Source organism: Flavobacterium fontis, assembly GCF_900129405.1.
GTDB lineage: Bacteria > Bacteroidota > Bacteroidia > Flavobacteriales > Flavobacteriaceae > Flavobacterium > Flavobacterium fontis.
This window is the reverse complement of record NZ_FQVQ01000002.1, coordinates 41,400-61,801: the sequence shown is the minus strand read 5'-3', so window position 1 is coordinate 61,801 and position 20,402 is coordinate 41,400. Positions and strand designations below refer to the sequence as shown.

The window sequence follows — 20,402 nt, the reverse complement described above, 5'->3', positions numbered from 1 at the left end:
AGTTTTTTTTACGGCTTTAATTTATTTGTAAGAAAAATATTATATATTTTATTAAAATGTGTTTTTCAACGATTTAATAAGTTTTTTGTCGTTATTTTTAAAAACATTCTATAATTTAGTACAACAAAACACACAGAATCATAGGTCAAACTTAATTTAAATTATCATGTAAAAAAAGAACCCCAAACATTAACCTACCCCACTTCAAACTAATGCCTATGGAAACGAAAAGAATTACCTCATGGTGGGCGTGCCTTGCCCTCGGCACCCCTTTTATGTTCTTCGCACAAACACCTCCTTTAAACAACACCTTTGAAGGACAACAAACCGGAACCAACAATGTTGGAAGTTACAATGCCGGATTTGGTTTTTTTACACTTACCAATAATGGTGGAAATAGTAACGCAGGATTTGGAAATAACGTTTTAACACTTTCCAAAGGAAGCTTCAACTGTGGTTTTGGTAATGGCGCCCTAGCTAACAATGATACTGGAGAGCTCAATGTGGCTATCGGTACGCGGGCCTTAGAAAACAACTTTACAGGCAATCGAAACGTTGCTATTGGTCATAGAAGTATGGGCAATGTAGTAAATCCTGGTTCCAATAATACAGCCGTTGGTTTTGGTAGTTTATTTAGTACCTATGGTAGTGGAAATGTCGCGTTGGGAAGTATGACGCCACGACACATGAGTTCTGGGAATAACAATATTTTTATAGGACATGAAACCGCGGTAAATTTGCTTACAGGGGATCATAACGTGATTCTTGGTCGTGTAGCAGTATCTACCGATCCAACCACCCCCATCATCGCTGGAAATAATCTTGATCGAAGTATAATCTTTGCTGATGGGGCAGGTAATCAACGCATCTTTGTTTCATCAACAGGAAATATCGGATTAGGATTAGGAAACAACGTAATCCCCAACAACCGTTTGGATGTCAATGGGGGTGTAGTCATTGGTCGTAATTACACCTCGCGTAGTTGGCCAACCCCAACAGCTGGATTTACAGCACCTGCCAACGGACTTTTAGTAGAGGGTCGTGTGGGGTTTGGAACTGCTACACCCGGGAATCGTTTGGAAATTGCTCAAGGAACACCCGGTGCATCTGGATTGCGTTTTACCAATCTTACCAGTGCTTTTGTGCCTACGAATACAACATTCAGCGATAAGTTTTTAACCGTTAATGCAGCAGGTGATGTAGTGCTAGAACGGATTCCATCCTTTTCCATATCCAATCAATTGCAATCCAATCAAAATACCCTACAAAGTAATGTCAATGGGGTAACTACCTCGACACCAATTATCAATTCGGTTGCTACCGTGATCAATGAAGGCAATCAATTGGTTACTATTATCAATGGTGTTCCTAGTGCACCAGTGACTTTACCCATCCCTTCGTACATTGATACCGATGGACAAACCTTGGCGTTAAACGGTCAGGTGCTTTCGATTTCCAATGGAAACTCGGTTACCTTGCCTGTTGATGGCGATTCGAATGCAACCAATGAGTTGCAAACCTTGACGCAAAACGGGAATACCATTACGCTTTCCAACGGAGGCGGTTCGTTTACCTTGCCCGTCGATACAGACACGGATGGTCAAACTTTAGCATTAAACGGTCAGGTACTTTCGATTTCTAATGGAAACTCAGTTACTTTACCTGTCGATGGCGATTCGAATGCAACCAATGAGTTGCAAACCTTGACGCAAAACGGGAATACCATTACGCTTTCCAACGGTGGCGGTTCGTTTACCTTGCCCGTCGATACAGACACAGATGGTCAAACTTTAGCATTAAACGGTCAGGTACTTTCAATTTCTAATGGAAACTCGGTTACCTTGCCTGTTGATGGCGATTCGAATGCAACTAATGAGTTGCAAACCTTGACGCAAAACGGGAATACCATTACGCTTTCCAACGGTGGCGGTTCGTTTACGTTACCTGTAGATACCGATGCGCAGACCCTAGCATTAAATGGTAACGTGTTGTCAATTTCTAATGGAAACAACATCACTTTGCCTACTACACAAATTACTGCCGGAACTAATGTAACCGTAACTGGCAACGGAACGGCCGCAACGCCTTTTGTAATTAATGCCAATGATACCAGTCTATATTCGGCTAACGGAAGCATCAATCAAGCAACAACCACGGGGTTGAATCGCGTTGTGACTATGAACAATCGCAACATTTGGTTCAACTCAACAGGAAGTGGAAATAATGGTAAAATTTACATCGGAAATACGGCAACGTATCCCACCAGTACTGGAAATTATCGCTTGTATGTAGAAGGTGGTATTTTGACAGAAAAAGTGAAAGTGGCACTAAGAAGCACCGCCAATTGGGCAGATTATGTTTTTGCCGACGACTACCGTTTGATGCCTTTGAACGAAGTGGAAGCGTTTATTCAAAAAAACAAACACTTACCCGGTGTAGCCTCAGCTGAAACTTTGGCAAAAGAAGGCTTGGATGTAGCTGCGATGCAAGCCAAACACATGGAGAAAATTGAAGAATTAACGTTGTATGTAATCGATCAAAACAAAACGATTGAAGCACAACAAGCTACACTTTCAAAACAACAACAAGAAATCGATCAGTTAAAAGCACAATTGGAGCTTTTGATCCAAAAAATGAAATAAGATGAACAAGGTACACTATCTCCTCGGGATCAGTGCCCTGTTACTAAATATTTCATGGGGACGGGCACAAGTTCAGGAATTCTTGGACGAGGAACAGCAAAGAATAACGGTAGCCGCTAGCGTTGAGCGCGAGGTGGAGCAATTTATTGAAGCTAATTTTCATAAATACCGACTGTCAAAAGTAGCCTCGGCCTCACTTATTGAAGAGCTTCGGGAGCATGAAGATTTTACTGATGAAGAGGTTGAAAAAGCCATAGTTGCCGCCAAACGCAACGAGTTGAGAAAGCTTTTTTTTACCAAATTTCCAGAAAAAACACAGTATTATCGCGCGGGGACCTTACCGGTTTCGGAGGAGCAAACTTGTGTTAATGGCGATTTTGAAAATGGAACCGCAGGCTACACTTTTTGGGCCGATTTACGTCCACAACCCCAGTCGGGAACCGCTTTTTTTCAATCGTGCGCCACACCCACTGCGTTGACTACAACCAATGTGCTCACCGCAACGACCAATAATTTTGGATCGCGTGCTACCTTAATTGACAGCAATGCGCCCAATTACCAACAATTTGATCCCGTGTTAGCCAGCTTTGGTGTTAATATGCCTACCTTGGCGCCCAATGGTGGTACACGTTGCATCAAATTGAACAATACGGGGGGCATGGGATCCTCCGATTTGGCAACAGTTTCTCGCTATTTTCCCGTGATAAATGAGTCCACTTTGGATTTTAACTTCTCTTTAATCATGGACAACCGTCCCGATCACGAGCAAGATATCCAACCGTATTTTAGAGCTCGAGTAAAAGATGTAAACGGAAATATCGTTGATGAGTTTTGTATCATTGCCAATCCCAATAACTGTTTGTTTAGTCGCATTAATGTCAGTTCTCGACGACGTATTCTATACACAGGCTGGGTATGCGCCCGCTTGAATGTGGGAGAATTGGTAGGTCAACCTGGAATTTTGGAATTGTCAGTAAGTGATTGCCAGCCCTCGGCGCATTTTGGTACCGTTTATATCGACAATGTATGTGGATTTACGTGTGCTACGCCTCAGTTGGGCGCTTTAAACATTGACCCGATTCAATTGAACTGTCCTTCGATAACTCCAACAACACCTGTTCAAGTTTGTGGAACCTACAGTCCGCCGGTTAATGCTACGCTAAGTTCTTTGGTACTTCATGTGTTGCAAGGCAATACCATTATCGGTACCATCAACGCGCCTACACAACTTACGCCCACAACATTTTGTTTTGATCTTCCGCCAAATATCTTTGGCGCCAATCCGCAAGGTGATTTTGAATTTGATGTGGTCGCTACTTTTAATGTTACTTGTCCTGCGGGAACCTTTCAATATACCATACGCGATGAATCGGCAGCCATTGGTCCCGACGTCACGTTTGAAAATTGTTGTTTGCCAACATTGACGCTTTCCTCTCCAGCGGATGATACTAATAATAATGGTCAAATCGCGAGCAAGCGAAAAGAGCGTTCCGATTGGATTCGTGCAACCAATGTTATTTTTCAAGGGAATAATGGAGTAGCCAATGGCATTGTATATCATGCCGGTAATTTTGTAGAATTACTCCCCGGATTTGAAGCAGAATTTGGGGCACAGTTTGCGGCTTATCCCGAGGGTTGTACAGGAAACTTCTTGTACCGCGACACTCCCTTAGCAACGCCTTCGGATCGTGATATTCCTTTGGATGTCATTCCCGAAGAGATTCATCTCATTCGTATTGGCAACGGCTTCACTTTGGTGCCCAATCCGGCGCAATCGTGGGTAGAAATAGCTGTTGATGAAGGCGAATTTACCCAGATTCAAATCACCACCATCGAAGGAAAAAGTTTGATGGCACAAACGATTACGGCTTCCCAACGCCATCGTTTGGATGTACAAGCCTATCCGAATGGCATCTATATGGTGAGTATTGTACTTACCGATGGAACCGTAATTGCGGAGAAATTGGTGAAAAATTAAAACTTGTTCACAATAGTAGAAAAGCTTCGTCAATCGGCGGAGCTTTTTTATATTTGTAGAAAGCCAACAACAAACTTTATGCTACCATTACATATCACCAACGAGACTTCGCGGTTACGTGCAGTAGTGTTGGGGACCGCGGTGAGTAACGGACCCACGCCGACGGCCGAAGAAGCTTATGATCCGAAGTCGCTCGAACACATTTTGGCAGGAACGTATCCGGTAGAAGCCGATATGGTTCGCGAAATGGAAGCTTTTCATGACGTGTTTAAAAAATACGATGTGCAGGTTTTTCGTCCTGATATTATCGAGAATTATAATCAAATTTTTTCACGAGACATCGGATTTGTTATCGAAGATACCTTTATCAAAGCCAATATTCTCCCCGATCGGGAACGGGAATTGGATGCGATTCAGTACGTTATTGATCAAATCAATCCCGCGAAAGTGCAACGTCCCCCCGAGGAAGTTCATATTGAAGGCGGTGACGTGATGCCATGGAACGACTATATTTTTATAGGAACCTACAAAGGTTCGGATTATAAGGATTATATAACCGCTCGCACCAATATGGAAGGGGTGGCTTACATTCAAAGTTTGTTTCCCCATAAGATTGTAAAAGAATTTGATTTGGTCAAATCCAAATTGGAAGCCCGCGACAATGCCTTGCATTTGGATTGTTGTTTTCAGCCGGTAGGAAAAGACAAAGGCATCATTTACAAGAGTGGTTTTCGGGAAGAAGCCGATTATGTTTTTCTTTTGAATTTGTTTGGAAAAGAAAATCTGTTCCACATTACCCGCGATGAAATGTACCACATGAATTCGAACGTGTTTTCGATTGCCGAAGACGTGGTGGTTTCGGAGCGCAATTTTATCCGTTTAAACACCTGGTTGCGCAGCAAGGGCTTTACGGTAGAAGAAATTCCCTATGCCGAAATTGCCAAACAAGAAGGGTTGTTGCGCTGTTCGACGCTCCCATTAATTCGGGATTGATATTCGGAGCACTGCCGCGTGAGGGATAGGAGCAAGGTGCCGTGCACCGCGGATAGCCCGGCCCGGAGGGCACGCACAAAAAGATACGAGTTATGAATTATGAATTAGGGAAACCTTTAGACTAGAGATATGAATCAAACGACGAATGCTATTTTAATGATCCGTCCGGTGGCGTTTCGGATGAACGAACAGACTGCGGTCAACAATTATTATCAAAAGGTTTTGGATGGCTTATCGCCTGAAACGGTCAATGCGAAAGCGCAGCAGGAGTTTGATGCCTTTGTGCAAAAACTACGTCTCGTGGGGGTTGATGTTACCGTGGTCGACGATACGTTGGAACCCAATACCCCCGACAGTATTTTTCCAAACAACTGGATTTCGTTTCACGAAACAGGGGATGTGGTATTGTACCCCATGTTTGCCGAAAACCGTCGGGCTGAACGCCGGGAAGATATTTTGGATTTGCTGGAAGACAAAGGTTTTGTAGTCAATGACATTATGGATTACACGTCGGCAGAAGCGGACAATATATTTTTGGAAGGAACGGGGAGTTTGTTGCTTGACCGACAAAATGGCAAAGCGTATTGTGCTTTGTCGCCTCGCGCGGATGAGGAGTTGATGATTGAATTTTGTGAGGATTTTGAGTATACGCCGGTTATTTTTGAAGCGTTTCAAACGGTGGGCGGTGCGCGAAAACTGATCTACCATACCAATGTGATGATGTGTATTGGCGATACCTTTGCGGTGATTTGTGCCGATTCTATTGACGATAAAAAAGAGCGCAAAATGGTTTTGGACTCCTTGCGTAGCGATGAGAAAGACCTTATTTTGATAACCGAAGATCAGGTTAACAACTTTGCTGGGAATATGTTGGAAGTAAAAGGGTCGGAGGGGAAACGCTATTTGGTGATGAGTTCGTCGGCATACCAAGCGCTAACCAAAAAACAAATTGCTCAAATCGAACAGCATGTCACTATTTTGCATTCGAGTTTGGATACCATTGAAGCCTGCGGAGGGGGAAGTGCCCGTTGCATGATGGCGGAAGTGTTTTTGCCCAAGAAATAATTGTGCTTTAGGACATTAAAAAACCCCAAGAACGTTTTTGTGCTTGGGGTTTTTTATTACATTTTGATAAATTCGTATCCGCCTTTGGTGGCGCCCCATACTTGTTTGCCGTCTTTGTCAAATCCTTGGTCCCAAGAGCGAATGGTGTTTTGGGTAACCGTTACTTTGGAATTGGCCCAACGTGCGCCGCGGAGTTCACTGGGACAGGTTTTATCCCCCGTAGCGCCTTCGAACGTGTTTTTTCCGAGGCGTTTCAAAACGACTTCACAGCCGTCTTTGAGTTCGATATCGGCTTCCGAGAGTTGATCGTAGGCTTCGGGAGTTGCCCATTTGCCAATCCACTTTTTTTCATCTTTAAGCGTATAAATGGTACTGATGAATTGGTCGCCTTGTTGCGTTAATTTGTAAATGCGTACCCGATAGGGTTGGTCTTGTTTGTTGAAAAGGGCTTGCTCTACAAAAAGGTAGTGGCCTTTGGATTTCCAAATGGGGGTCATCCGCAAGGAGATATTGAAATAGTCCTTGTCAAGGTTGGCTTGTTTTTCAGAACTGTAGTGGCCTTGCATGATGGTGACTAATTCCTTCATGGCCGAACTATCGGTGTTTTTTGGCGTTTGTGCGGATTTACATCCCAGTAAGCCTAAAGCGATACAAAGGCTAAATAAAACGTTGCGCATGGGTAGTGGTTTAGATTTTTAAAATACTGGTTACGGCGTTAATGATGTACTGGATGCCAATGGCAATGGTTAAGAATCCCACAATGCGAGAAATCGCTACAATCCCAGAAGCACCTAGGTATTTGGCCAAATAATGTGCACTTCGAAGAATGAGGAAAATCAATACTGCTACCGCAAAAATGGCTAATGTAGAGAAAATAATTTCTCGCGTACTGTTGTGTTCTTGGTAGTAAGCAATGAGAAGCGAAATGGAGCCAGGTCCCGCCAACATGGGCATAGCAAGAGGGGTGAGCGCGATGTTGTCGCGTTGTTGGGCTTCCTCTTCGGCTTTTTTGTCCAACCCTTTATTGCGAGTGAATTTTCCATTTAAAAGTCCAAACCCCGAGCTGGCAATGATGATACCGCCAGCGATGCGCAATGCGGGAATCGTAATGCCAAAAAATGTTAGTACGTACTGCCCAATAAAGTAAGAGATGACCAAAATGAGACACACATTTATGGCGGTCCAAAGGGACACTTTTGAGCGTTCGGCTTTGGTGTAATCTTGGGTAAGCGCCACAAATATTGGCACGGTTCCAATAGGATTTAACACCGAAAATAAAGCCGCTAAAAGAAAGATGAAATCGTTCATGGTACAAAGGTAGGGGATTGGGGGTTTCGTTGTATTTTTGTGGGGTAAAATAATCGTTACCGATGAAAACCTTAGTTTTGGGCGCCTCCCACAACCCCGATCGATACAGTTACCAAGCGTTATTACGTTTGCAAAAACACCAGCATGAAGTCGTCGCCATAGGTCGTAAAGCCACTGAGGTCGAGGGTATTCTTATCCAAGAAGGGTTGCCCGAACTGACCGATGTTGATACCGTTACACTGTACTTGAATCCCACACACCAAGCCGCCTATTACGACTATATTATCGGGTTGCATCCCCGACGGGTGATATTCAATCCGGGAACCGAAAATCCAGCGTTTTATACCCTTTTGGCGTCGCATGGCATTCATGTTGAAGTGGCCTGTACGTTGGTTTTATTAGCTACCCATCAATATTAAAAACGGGTTTGTCCTACGGCAGGTTTACTGATAAAAAGTAAGCCAACAAACGTCAACAAACCATTGATAATAATGAGTTCGTTGTCAAACTGGTACGCGCCAAATAGCTCTTTCGCATAGGTTGTCATCCCCCAACATAGCAATGGTGCCATTATGCAAACGAGAGGTACCCAGCGATCGTTGACGGTTTTCGTTTTCATAAATAATCCAAATCCATAAAGTCCCAAAAGCGGTCCGTAGGTATAACTGGCCACCTTAAAAATCATTTTGACCACCGATTCGTCGTTGAGTATATTGAAAAGAACAATCACCAAAAACATTAGGAATGAAAAGCCGAGATGTACTTGGTGTCGAATGCGAACTTGTTTTTGAGGGGAATGTTGATTTTCGGGCTTGTCCATGTGTAAGAAATCAACACAGAACGAAGTCGTTAATGCGGTTAACGCACTGTCGGTTGTGGCAAAAGTTGCCGCCGTTAATCCCAACAAAAAGGTAATGGCGGGTATGATTTCTAGGTGATGAAAAGCAATTTCGGGAAAGAGTAAATCGGTTCGGGGTACGTCATTGACGGTAGGAATTGCGATTTGGTTTTGCGCGGCATACAAGTATAGCAAAGCCCCTACACTCAAGAAAAACAAGTTGATAAGTATAAAAATCCCTGTAAACGTAAACATATTTTTTTGGGCTTCTTGTATGGTGGCACAGCTCAAATTTTTCTGCATCAAGTCCTGATCCAACCCCACCATGGCTATAGTTACAAAGATGCCGCCGAGAAGTTGTTTCCAGAAGAAATGCCCTTTTAGGTAATCTTCGTAAAAAAAGATTTGCGAATAACTGCTGTTTTTGACGGCTTCAAAAGCTTGGGTGGGACTGTAATTGAGGCTGCTGCAAATAAAGTAAATGGTAAGAAACACCGAAGTGACCAAGAAAAATGTTTGCAACGTATCGGTGATGATGATGGTTTTGAGTCCCCCGCGATACGTGTAGGCAAAAATTAAACCCAACGAGATTAAAACCGTGGCGGCAAAAGGCACGTGGAAAGCATCAAATACATAGCGTTGCAACACCAAAACCACTAAATACAGTCGAAATGCCGATCCGATGGTGCGGCTGATTAAAAAAATACTGGCCGCCGTTTTGTAACTGACCACCCCCAGACGCTGTTCGATATAGCTGTAAATGGAGGTGAGATTCATGCGGTAATACAACGGTAGCAGCACGGTGGCGATGAGGATAAATCCGAGGGCATTGCCGAGTACAAATTGAAAATAGGAAAACTGATTTTCGGGATTTCCCACGGCGCCAGGGACCGAAATAAAGGTCACGCCAGAGAGGGCTGTGCCGATCATTCCGAAGGCGACAAGGTACCATTTGGAGTTTTTATTGGCTTTAAAAAAAGTGTCGTTATCGCTGCTTTTTTTACCAATACGGTAGGCGATAAACAATAACAATCCAAAATACACGAGGATGATGGAAAGAATGAGGGTTGGGCTCATGTTGTACTATTTAAAAAGCGAAAAATACAAAAATATTGATGCCTTTTTCAAATTATGTACTTTTGTGGTATGGAATTTTCATCAAAGTTATTGGAGCAAGCGGTCAACGAAATGGCGCAATTGCCTGGAATTGGGAAGCGAACGGCGTTGCGGTTGGTGTTGCATTTGTTGCGGCAACCGCAGGAGCAAACCCGCTTTTTGACCGAGGCTTTAACCCAAATGCGGGAGCAGATGAAGTTTTGTACGAGTTGCCACACCCTCTCGGATGTTGAGGTTTGTTCGATTTGCAGCAATCCTGCCCGCAATCATCATGTGATTTGTGTTGTAGAAGATGTACGCGATGTCATGGCGATTGAAAACACCCAGCAATTTAAAGGGATTTACCATGTGTTGGGCGGTAAAATTTCGCCTATCGACGGGATCGGTCCGAGTCAGTTGCATATTGCTTCCTTGGTTGAAAAAGTAAAGACAACCGCAGTTGAAGAAGTGATTTTTGCTTTGAGTTCTACGATGGAAGGCGATACCACCAATTTTTATATTTACAAACAAATTCAAGACACGGGGGTAAAAACGTCGACGATTGCCCGTGGAATTGCCGTAGGTGATGAGTTGGAATATGCCGATGAAGTGACGCTGGGGCGCAGTATTTTACACCGTATTCCTTTTGAAAATTCCCTTAAAAATAATTAGAGATTTCCCTATCGAGTCTTTTGATTTTACGATTGAAAAACTATCTTTGTTGGCTAAAACAAAGTAGATGAAAACCAAAATACTGTCGTTTTCCATAGTATTGTTATTCCTTGTTACCGCTTGTGTTCCTACGCAGGATTTAATATACCTTCAAGATAAAAAAAATACTCCTTCTTCTACGGGTTCCTCGGTTGTCGCGAGCAATAAACCTTACCGCTTGCAGGTGAATGATGTTGTTTCGGTGCAAATCAAAGCGCTAGTAGACGAGCGATTGTTAGAGATTTTTAACACAGCGCCACAAAATCAAGCGATTCAAACGGTGGAGACCCTCTATTTTAATGGTTATACCGTAGATGATCATGGAAATATTCGTATTCCGATTTTGGGAGAGGTGAATGTATTAGGATATACGGTTGAAGAGGCGCGCGCCAAAATTGAAACCCAATTGTTAGCCGATTATTTCAAAAAAGAAGCGCAGTTGTTTGTCAATGTGAAACTTGCTGGATTCCGATATACGGTTAATGGAGAGGTGAACAATCCTGGGTCGAAAGTATTGTACCAAGACCGTGTGAATGTGTTGGAAGCCCTAGCCAATTCAGGCGATATTACCATGACGGGTGATCGAAAAGAGGTGAAAGTGATTCGTCAGTTTCCCCATGGTTTGGAGACGTTTAGTATTGATTTGACCGATGCTGCGGCAGTACATTCTCCTGCTTTTTATTTGCAACCCAACGATTATATTTACGTCAAACCCTTGAAACAAAAATCTTGGGGATTTGGCGGAACAGGTCGCGATACCTTGACGGTTATGATTACTGCAGCTTCCATGTTGTTGACACTTACGCTGTTATTACGCAATTAAACGACGTTCCATGCTTGATATCAAAGATTTTTCCTTTTTTGAAAAACAAAATAGCTTCGATTTCAAAGCTTTCCTGATTAAGACAGGAAGTTATTGGAAGTGGTTTTTATTTGGATTGGGTTTTGCCTTATTTGTGGCGCATCAAATCAATATTCGCAAACAGAAAATCTATGCCTTAGAGGCTACCTTGGCCGTAAAAGAACAAGAGAATCCCTTGTTTATGAGTAATACCAACCTGATATTTAATTGGGGAGGCACTTCCGATCAGGTGCAACGTATTGCGAGTACCTTGAAATCGCGTTCGCACAATGAATTGGTGGTGGATAAACTCGGGTTTTATATCGACTACCTTCAAGAAGATAAATACTATCAAAAAGATGTTTACGGATCGGCTCCTTTTGAAGTGAAGTTGGATAAATCCAAAAACCAACTTTTAGGGATTCCTATTGAAATACATTTTGTGTCTCCAACCGATTACGAAATTAGTATTGCCGTAAAATCCAATTCGGTACCCGTTATTAATTACAATACCAATATCATTGATGCACAGGCGGTGCGTTCGGGCGATTTTCGCAAGCGTTGTAAGGTAGGGCAGCCGTTGCAATTGCCCTTCTTGAATTGGACTTTGGATATCAAAGGGATGCCTGGAAATTATACAGGACAAAAATTTATCATCCGGATGAATTCGTTTGATAATGTGGTCAGTATGTACCGTAATGTTCGCGTCGTTATTGATGAAAAAGCAGGGTCGATTATTCGTATTTCACTTCAAGGGACCAACAAAGCACGCATCGTTGATTATTTGAACGAAAGTGTTCAAATGTTGAAAAAGAAACAATTGGAAAGCAAAAACTTATTTGCTGAAAACACCATTAAATACATCGATACTACCTTGGCTTTGATGGAAGAAAATTTGAAATCTGCCAACAACGATTTGAAAGATTTTAGTAAAGGGCGGAATGTCGTGGAGATTGAAAAACGCGGTGAAACCTACCAAGCTCAAATTCAGGATTTAGATTTAATCAAAGACGGTATTGATCGCAAAATCAATTATTACAATGTATTGAACAATTACTTGCGCAATAGCAATGATTACTCCAAATTGCCTGCTCCATCTGTGGCGGGTATTGACGATCCTAACATTATCAAAAATGTTGCGCAGCTGATTGATTTATCGGTGCGACGCTCTGAAATGACGTACTCCGTCAAAAGTGCTTTGATGTACAACAATATTGACAATGAAATTTCGGCTGTGAAGCGGGTTTTATTGGAAAATATTGTGGCGGCAAAATCGGCCATTCAATTTGAAGCAGCGCAGGTGAACCGTAAAATTCGAGCATCGGAAAATAAGATAGAAAGCCTACCCGAGGACAGCCAAGATTATTTACGAATTACCCGAAAGTTCAACTTGAGCAATAGTGTTATCGATGCGTATTTACAAAAACGCAATGAAGCCCAAATTGTAAAGGCAGCCAATCTATCGGATGTAGAGTTTATCGATCCTGCAAAGGATATTGGAGGTGGATTGATCGGACCTCGAACTGGAGTCAACTATGTGATAGCCATTTTTGCGGGTCTTTTAATTCCATTGTTGGTGGTGTTTTTGATTTTCTTTATCAACAATTCGATACAAAATGCAGAAGATATTAGCGCATTAACCAATATTCCTTTGATAGGAGTAATCGGGGTGAAATACACCTCTTCCAATTTAGCTGTTTTTGAGAAACCCAAATCGGCGCTTTCCGAATCCTTTAGGGCGTTGCGTTCCTCGCTTCAATTTTTGTATAAAAAACAGAAGAAGGAGGGAAGTAAGACGCTCATGTTGACTTCTTCGGTATCGGGTGAAGGAAAGACATTCTGTTCCATCAACATCGCCACGGTATTTGCAATTAGTGAGAAGAAGACCGTTATTGTCGGTTTGGATTTGCGTAAGCCTAAAATTTTTGATGATTTTAATTTAAAAAATAAAATAGGGGTCGTCAACTATTTGATTGGTCAAAATTCACTCGACGAAATCATTCAAAATACGAAAATCCCGTATTTGGATGTCATTACCTCAGGACCGATCCCACCCAATCCTTCTGAATTGATTATGGGAGAAACGATGCGGGAGTTTATGGAGGAATTAAAGAATCGCTATGATTATGTAATTTTGGATACGCCTCCCGTGGGTCTAGTAACCGATGCTGTAGAATTGGCTCCTTTTGCCGATGTAACCTTGTATATCATGCGTCAAAATTTCACTAAAAAAGAAATGGTGCAACTCATCAATACTCGTGTACAACGCGATGAATTGTCAAATGTGAGCATTGTTTTGAATGGTTTTGAAAACAAAGCGCGTTACGGTACGGGCTATGGCTACGGCTATGGCTACGGCTACGGCTATGGAAATTATTCAAACGGCTATCACGAAGACGATCGTCCTAAAAACCTGTTTGAAAAGTTAAAAGATAAGCTGTTCAAGCGTAATAAATAATGCGGTAATTCTATGCAAACCCTCGTCATTACCGGTGCGGCCGGATTTATCGGTTCCAATTTAACGGCTCACTTTTTGGAGCAGGGGTTTCACGTGGTGGGTTTGGATAACTTTGCTACGGGACATCGCCGCAATATAGAGCCATTTCTTTCGCACGCCAACTTCACGTTTCACGAAGGTGATATTCGGGATTTAGCAACGTGTCATCGGGTAGTCAAAGGGGCTACTTTTGTATTACATCAAGCCGCTTTGGGGTCGGTTCCTCGTTCTATCAACGACCCAATAATCTCCAATGAAGTTAATGTTTCAGGGTTTTTGAATATGTTGGTGGCGTCTCGCGATGCGGGGGTAAAACGCTTTGTCTATGCAGCGAGTTCGTCGACCTATGGGGATTCGGCTTCTTTACCAAAAGTGGAAGATGTGATTGGAAAACCCTTGTCACCCTATGCCATAACCAAATATGTCAATGAATTGTATGCGTCGATTTTTTCCTCAACCTATGGGTTAGAAACAATCGGTTTGCGCTATTTCAATGTTTTTGGACGACGACAAGATCCGGATGGCGCTTATGCCGCAGTGATTCCCAAATTTGTAAAGCTATTGATGCAAAAAGAATCCCCAATAATTAACGGTGACGGTTCGTATTCCCGTGATTTTACCTACATTGATAATGTCATTCAAATGAATGCCTTGGCTTTGTCGGCAACCCAACCCGAAGCCCTAAATACCGTATATAATACTGCGGTAGGAGATCAAATTTCGCTGAATGAAATGGTCCATTTACTCAAAAAATATTTATCCCGTTACGATGCTTCTATTGCTGAAGTACCTATCGTATACGGACCCCAGCGCGTAGGTGATATACCGCATTCCAAAGCGAGTATTGCTAAAGCACAAGAATTATTAGGCTATCAACCTCAATACAATTTTGCGGCAGGCTTGGAAGAAGCTGTAGCATGGTATTGGGACAATTTAAAATAAATTCATATGAAAATATCGCATATCTGTTGTATCGGTGCTGGTTACGTAGGTGGCCCAACGATGGCTGTTATTGCCAATAAATGTCCACATATCAAAGTGACGGTCGTCGATTTAAATGCCGAACGTATTGCTCGTTGGAACGATGATAATGTTGAAAATATTCCCGTGTATGAGCCCGGTTTGAGTACGATTGTTGCGGCATCCCGTGGGAAGAATCTATTTTTCTCAACAGAAGTAGATAAAGCTATTGACGAAGCGCAAATGATTTTTATTTCGGTGAATACGCCTACCAAGACGTACGGAACAGGTAAAGGAATGGCGGCCGATTTGAAGTATATCGAATTGTGTGCCCGACAAATTGCTCGTGTTGCGACTACCGATAAAATTGTAGTCGAAAAATCAACGTTACCCGTTCGAACCGCTGAAGCCTTAAAAAGCATTTTGGACAATACCGGTAATGGAGTTCAATATCAAATTTTATCCAATCCTGAGTTCTTGGCAGAGGGAACGGCCGTTGAGGATTTGTTAGCTCCCGATCGTGTATTGATCGGTGGAGGAACCGATGAAGCGGGTCAGAAAGCCATCCAAGCGTTGGTCGATATTTATGCCAATTGGGTTCCCAAAGAGCGAATTTTAACCACCAACGTATGGTCGTCAGAATTGTCAAAGTTGACCGCAAATGCCTTCCTAGCGCAGCGCGTTTCATCCATTAATGCCATTTCAGAATTGTGTGAAAAAACAGGAGCCAATGTTAATGAAGTAGCCCGTGCTATCGGAATGGATAGTCGGATTGGATCGAAATTTTTGAAAGCTTCGGTTGGATTTGGAGGCTCATGTTTTCAAAAAGATATTCTGAACTTAGTTTACATCGCTAAATCATATGGATTGCAAGAAGTCGCCGATTATTGGGAGCAAGTAATTCAATTGAATGACCACCAAAAAAATCGTTTTGCACGCAATATTGTAAGTACATTGTACAATACCATATCGGGAAAAAAGATTGCTTTTTTGGGTTGGGCGTTTAAGAAAGATACCAACGATACCCGTGAATCAGCGGCTATTTATGTAGCCGATGCTTTAATGCAAGAACAAGCACAAATAGCAGTTTATGATCCCAAAGTAGAACACCCTCAGGTGCTCTCGGATTTGAACTATTTGGAAACTCGTGATGCGGCTTCCAATGCTGCTTTGGTCACCTCAATTGGAGATCCTTATGCGGCATGTCATGAAGCGCATGCCATTGCGATTATGACCGAATGGGATGAATTTAAAACCTATGATTGGCAAAAAATTTATGATTCCATGTTAAAACCCGCCTTCATTTTTGATGGGCGAAATATATTAGATGCCGAAGCTATGCGTGTTATCGGCTTCCATTACCAAGGAATAGGTTCGTGATACACAAACTATGGATATAAAAATAGCAGTTATCGGATTGGGGTATGTCGGATTGCCTTTGGCGCGTTTGTTTGCCACAAAGTATCCCGTGGTCGGATTTGATATTAATCAGCAACGAGTTTCCGAATTGAATGCGGGACACGATAGCACCTTGGAGGTTTCCTCCGACTTGCTTCAGCAGGTAATAGTGTCGAAGCATACGGAAGCCCAAGGGTTGTTATGTGCTTCCGATTTGGAGGCTATTCGCGATTGTAATTACTATATTGTTACGGTTCCAACGCCTGTCGATAAAAACAACCGTCCCGATTTAACACCCTTGTATAAGTCGAGTGAAACGGTGGGTAAAGTATTGAAAAAAGGGGATATCGTAGTCTATGAATCGACCGTATATCCCGGATTAACAGAAGAAGAATGTGTGCCTGTTTTAGAACGGGTGAGTGGTTTGAAATTTAATGTTGATTTCTACGCGGGCTACTCTCCCGAGCGCATTAATCCTGGAGACAAGGAACATACCGTTGAAAAAATCTTGAAAATCACTTCGGGTTCTACGCCCGAAATAGGTCAAAAAGTAGATGCTTTATACCGCTCTGTCATTACCGCAGGTACCCATTTAGCCCCTTGTATCAAAGTGGCTGAGGCTGCTAAGGTGATTGAGAACGCACAGCGCGATATCAATATTGCTTTTGTCAATGAGTTGGCTAAGATTTTTAACTTGCTCGACATTGATACGCATGCGGTTTTGGCTGCTGCGGGAACAAAATGGAACTTTTTACCCTTCAAGCCGGGGCTCGTTGGTGGACATTGTATCGGAGTGGATCCCTATTATCTGGCGCAAAAAGCACAAGAGACGGGATATCATCCGGAAATCATTTTAGCAGGTCGGCGTTTGAATGATAGCATGGGGGAATATGTTGCATCGCGTATCATTAAATTGATGATTAAAAAAGGGATTTCGGTCGATCATTCGTCGCTTTTACTCTTGGGAATTACGTTTAAAGAAAACTGTCCCGATGTGCGCAATACGAAGATCGTGGATGTGGTCAATGCCTTGACCGATTACGGAATCCAAGTAACCATTTACGACCCTTGGGCCAACCCCGAGGAAGTAAAGCATGAATATGGCTTGACGACAACCAATACACTCCCCAAAACTACCTTTGATGCCGTGGTGTTGGGTGTGGCACACCGTGAGTTTTTAGAACTGGATTTAGCAGGATTACGAAATCCTAAGTCAATTGTTTATGATGTTAAAGGCGTTCTCCCCTACACGGTGGACGGAAAATTATAGCATATGAAAAAAATATTAATTACAGGAGGCGCAGGGTTTATTGGCTCACATGTGGTTCGACGCATGGTGACCCGCTACCCGAATTATCATATTGTTAATTTAGATGCTCTCACCTATGCAGGGAACTTAGAGAATATCGCCGATGTAGAAAAACTTCCCAATTATACCTTTGTCAAAGGCGACATCACGGATGCGCATTTTATCGATTCACTCTTTAAAACGCATGCTTTTGATGGTGTAATTCATTTGGCCGCTGAGTCGCATGTCGATCGCTCGATTACCGATCCATTGGCTTTTGTACGTACCAATGTATTAGGGACCATGAATTTGTTGAATGCGGCCAAAACCGCTTGGCAAGGTCAGTTTGAAGGCAAACGATTTTACCATATCTCTACCGATGAGGTCTATGGAACTTTGGGCGCTACGGGATTATTTACGGAAGAAACCCCTTACGATCCAAATTCACCGTATTCCGCTTCCAAAGCCAGTTCCGATCATTTTGTGCGGGCTTATGGAGAAACCTATGGATTGCCTTATGTGTTAACCAATTGTTCCAACAATTACGGACCTAATCATTTTCCCGAGAAATTGATTCCCCTGTGCATCCACAATATTATCCAAGAAAAACCCTTGCCCATTTATGGCGATGGGAAATATACCCGCGATTGGTTGTATGTCATCGATCATGCGATTGCCATTGATTTGGTTTTCCATGAAGGGAAAAATCATGAAACCTATAATATCGGTGGATTTAATGAATGGCAAAATATTGACTTAGTACGGTTGTTGTGTCAGATAATGGATCGCAAGTTAGGGCGTGAAGTTGGGACTTCTGAAGGGTTAATTACTTTTGTGAAAGATCGTCCAGGACATGATTTGCGTTATGCTATTGATGCTAGTAAAATTAACCGCGAATTAGGGTGGTCACCCTCGGTTACCTTTGAAGAAGGCTTGGAGCAAACCGTCGATTGGTATTTGCAAAACGCACAATGGTTGCAGAATGTTACTTCAGGGGCCTACCGCGAATATTACGAAAAACAATATCAATAATTCAAACGAGTCATGCGTATATTGGTCACCGGAGCGGCGGGATTTATTGGATTCCATTTTTGTGAACTCTTACTTCAAAAAGGGTACACTGTTGTGGGTATAGATAATTTGAATCCCTATTATCCAGTTTCCTTAAAAAAAGACCGCCTGGCTGTTTTGGGGGTAACGTCAAATGAATTTCAATCAGGGAAGCCCGTAGCGAGTGCTATTCATGGTGATCGGTTTCAATTTGTATTGCTTGACTTGGAAGATCGAAAGGGAATGGACGCTTTGTTTGGTCAATTTTCCTTTGACATTGTTTGTAATCTTGCGGCTCAAGCGGGCGTTCGCTACAGTTTGGAACAGCCATTTACGTACATAGATAGTAATGTTACAGGTTTTTTAAATGTTTTAGAATGCTGTCGCCATCATCAGGTAAAGAAGTTGATTTATGCGAGTAGTTCTAGTGTCTACGGACTCAATGAACATGTGCCTTTTTCAGTAAACGATACCGTTGATCATCCTATTAGTTTATATGCAGCCACAAAGAAATCCAATGAGTTAATGGCACATACCTACAGCCATTTGTTTGGAATAACCACGGTAGGCTTGCGTTTCTTTACAGTCTACGGCCCATGGGGTCGACCCGATATGGCGTTGTTTTTATTTACGGATGCCATTTTCAATCAAAAACCTATAGATGTTTTTAATCATGGCGAATTATCCCGTGATTTTACCTACGTCGATGATATTACCCAAGGGATGGAAGCTATCGTAGCAGCCTTAGCCTCTGGAGCCTACACGAAACCTTATGGGTTGTATAATATTGGAAATAGTAAACCGGTTCGTTTATTAGATTTTATTGAGGCCATCGAACGCCATACAGGGATTTCTGCTCAAAAAAATTGGCTTCCCATGCAACCCGGTGACGTAGCACGAACATGGGCCGATGTCTCCGAATTACAACGCGATTTTCATTATCAACCCCAAACCGACTTGGATAAGGGGGTAAAGGCTTTTGTCGATTGGTATAAGGCGTATTATGGGGTGGGTAACTAGTGATTAGTGACTAGTGACTAGTGACTAGTGATTAGTGATTAGTGATCTGCCTATCCTGGTAGTAAGGCTAGTGATTCGTTGTTAGACTTTTGGAATTTGGAATTTTAGCTATTGGAATTTACGATTTTTGTGACTAGTGATTGGTTACAGGTTTCAAGTTTATTCCGCTTAATTATTTCAGTCACAGTCGCAGTCGCAGTCACAGTCACAGTCACAGTCACAGTCGCGGTCGCAGTCTCAGTTGCAGTAGCTCAGTCTCAGTAGCTCAGCTGCTAAGTGGCTTAGGAGCTTAAAAAAAACAGTCACAGTCACAGTCACAGTCTCAGTCTCAGTAGCTCAGCTTCTCAGCGGCTTAGGAGCTTAAAAAAAACAGTCTCAGTCGCAGTCTCAGTCTCAGTCTAAGTTGCATTAGCTCAGTCTCAGTAGCTCAGCTTCTCAGCGGCTTAGGAGCTTAAAAAAAACAGTCTCAGTCTCAGTCTCAGTCGCGGTCGCAGTCTCAGTTGCAGTAGCTCAGTCTCAGTAGCTCAGCTTCTCAGCGGCTTAGGTGCTTAAAAAAACAGTCTCAGTCTCAGTCTCAGTCGCAGTCTCTTCATAACCGATATTTTTTTTATATACGGCTCAGCCCCGAAGGGTTGGGATTAGCTTCTCAGCAGCTATTTAAAGAGTGCTATACTAGTGCTATATCAGTGCTATATCTTTGGCGATGACGCGTACGAAC

16 protein-coding genes are annotated in these 20,402 nt (G+C 42.6%); 13 read left to right on the top strand and 3 right to left on the bottom strand.

Annotation, left to right across the window (positions count from 1 at the left end; genetic code table 11):
• Nucleotides 1-218: 218 nt before the first annotated feature.
• The 4 genes from BUC17_RS02430 to ctlX all read left to right on the top strand — a co-directional run bounded on the left by BUC17_RS02430 (nt 219) and on the right by ctlX (nt 6,678).
• Nucleotides 219-2,642, top strand: coding sequence for a hypothetical protein (locus tag BUC17_RS02430; protein ID WP_143161693.1), 2,424 nt, complete (start codon nt 219-221; stop codon nt 2,640-2,642).
• 1 nt (nt 2,643) lies between these two features.
• The gene (locus tag BUC17_RS02425) at nt 2,644-4,620 is read left to right on the top strand and encodes a 3-coathanger stack domain-containing protein (protein ID WP_073361257.1); all 1,977 of its coding nucleotides are present in this window, start codon (nt 2,644-2,646) and stop codon (nt 4,618-4,620) included.
• A 78-nt stretch (nt 4,621-4,698) separates the two neighbouring features.
• Complete coding sequence (locus tag BUC17_RS02420; protein WP_073361255.1) at nt 4,699-5,613, top strand: dimethylarginine dimethylaminohydrolase family protein; 915 nt, start codon at nt 4,699-4,701, stop codon at nt 5,611-5,613.
• A 129-nt stretch (nt 5,614-5,742) separates the two neighbouring features.
• Nucleotides 5,743-6,678: a citrulline utilization hydrolase CtlX gene (gene ctlX / locus BUC17_RS02415; RefSeq protein WP_073361253.1), complete on the top strand. Its 936-nt coding sequence runs from the start codon at nt 5,743-5,745 to the stop codon at nt 6,676-6,678.
• 56 nt (nt 6,679-6,734) lie between these two features.
• Here ctlX and BUC17_RS02410 read toward each other — a convergent pair whose 3' ends face one another.
• Both BUC17_RS02410 and BUC17_RS02405 read right to left on the bottom strand, forming a co-directional pair.
• Nucleotides 6,735-7,355 carry a chromophore lyase CpcT/CpeT gene (locus BUC17_RS02410; protein WP_073361251.1) on the bottom strand — a complete coding sequence of 207 codons (621 nt, stop codon included), beginning with the start codon at nt 7,353-7,355 and terminating at the stop codon, nt 6,735-6,737.
• A gap of 10 nt (nt 7,356-7,365) precedes the next feature.
• Nucleotides 7,366-7,986 (bottom strand): MarC family NAAT transporter, encoded by a 621-nt coding sequence (locus tag BUC17_RS02405; RefSeq protein WP_073361249.1) that lies wholly within the window; start codon nt 7,984-7,986, stop codon nt 7,366-7,368.
• A gap of 62 nt (nt 7,987-8,048) precedes the next feature.
• On the opposite strand from BUC17_RS02405, the gene BUC17_RS02400 reads away from it, so the two are divergent.
• Nucleotides 8,049-8,405 (top strand): CoA-binding protein, encoded by a 357-nt coding sequence (locus BUC17_RS02400; protein WP_073361247.1) that lies wholly within the window; start codon nt 8,049-8,051, stop codon nt 8,403-8,405.
• Here BUC17_RS02400 and BUC17_RS02395 read toward each other — a convergent pair.
• Nucleotides 8,402-9,901, bottom strand: coding sequence for a sodium:solute symporter (locus BUC17_RS02395; protein ID WP_073361245.1), 1,500 nt, complete (start codon nt 9,899-9,901; stop codon nt 8,402-8,404). The two genes, BUC17_RS02400 and BUC17_RS02395, sit on opposite strands and share 4 nt — an antisense overlap.
• A 69-nt stretch (nt 9,902-9,970) precedes the next feature.
• Between BUC17_RS02395 and recR the strand changes: the two genes are divergently transcribed.
• From recR to BUC17_RS02355, 8 genes are all read left to right on the top strand, one after another.
• Nucleotides 9,971-10,591: a recombination mediator RecR gene (recR, locus tag BUC17_RS02390; RefSeq protein ID WP_073361243.1), complete on the top strand. Its 621-nt coding sequence runs from the start codon at nt 9,971-9,973 to the stop codon at nt 10,589-10,591.
• Between the two features lie 67 nt (nt 10,592-10,658).
• A complete protein-coding gene (locus tag BUC17_RS02385; protein WP_073361241.1) occupies nt 10,659-11,453 on the top strand; it encodes a polysaccharide biosynthesis/export family protein in 795 nt (264 codons plus the stop codon).
• A gap of 10 nt (nt 11,454-11,463) precedes the next feature.
• Entirely contained in the window at nt 11,464-13,929 is a 2,466-nt protein-coding gene (locus BUC17_RS02380; RefSeq protein ID WP_073361239.1) for a polysaccharide biosynthesis tyrosine autokinase, read from the top strand.
• 12 nt (nt 13,930-13,941) lie between these two features.
• The gene (locus tag BUC17_RS02375; RefSeq protein WP_073361237.1) at nt 13,942-14,910 is read left to right on the top strand and encodes an SDR family oxidoreductase; all 969 of its coding nucleotides are present in this window, start codon (nt 13,942-13,944) and stop codon (nt 14,908-14,910) included.
• A gap of 6 nt (nt 14,911-14,916) precedes the next feature.
• Complete coding sequence (locus BUC17_RS02370) at nt 14,917-16,308, top strand: UDP-glucose 6-dehydrogenase (protein WP_073361235.1); 1,392 nt, start codon at nt 14,917-14,919, stop codon at nt 16,306-16,308.
• A gap of 10 nt (nt 16,309-16,318) precedes the next feature.
• Nucleotides 16,319-17,596 carry a nucleotide sugar dehydrogenase gene (locus BUC17_RS02365; RefSeq protein ID WP_073361233.1) on the top strand — a complete coding sequence of 426 codons (1,278 nt, stop codon included), beginning with the start codon at nt 16,319-16,321 and terminating at the stop codon, nt 17,594-17,596.
• Between the two features lie 3 nt (nt 17,597-17,599).
• A complete protein-coding gene (gene rfbB / locus BUC17_RS02360; protein ID WP_073361231.1) occupies nt 17,600-18,646 on the top strand; it encodes a dTDP-glucose 4,6-dehydratase in 1,047 nt (348 codons plus the stop codon).
• Nucleotides 18,647-18,658: 12 nt separating this feature from the next.
• Nucleotides 18,659-19,684 carry an NAD-dependent epimerase gene (locus BUC17_RS02355; RefSeq protein ID WP_073361229.1) on the top strand — a complete coding sequence of 342 codons (1,026 nt, stop codon included), beginning with the start codon at nt 18,659-18,661 and terminating at the stop codon, nt 19,682-19,684.
• Nucleotides 19,685-20,402 lie beyond the last annotated feature (718 nt).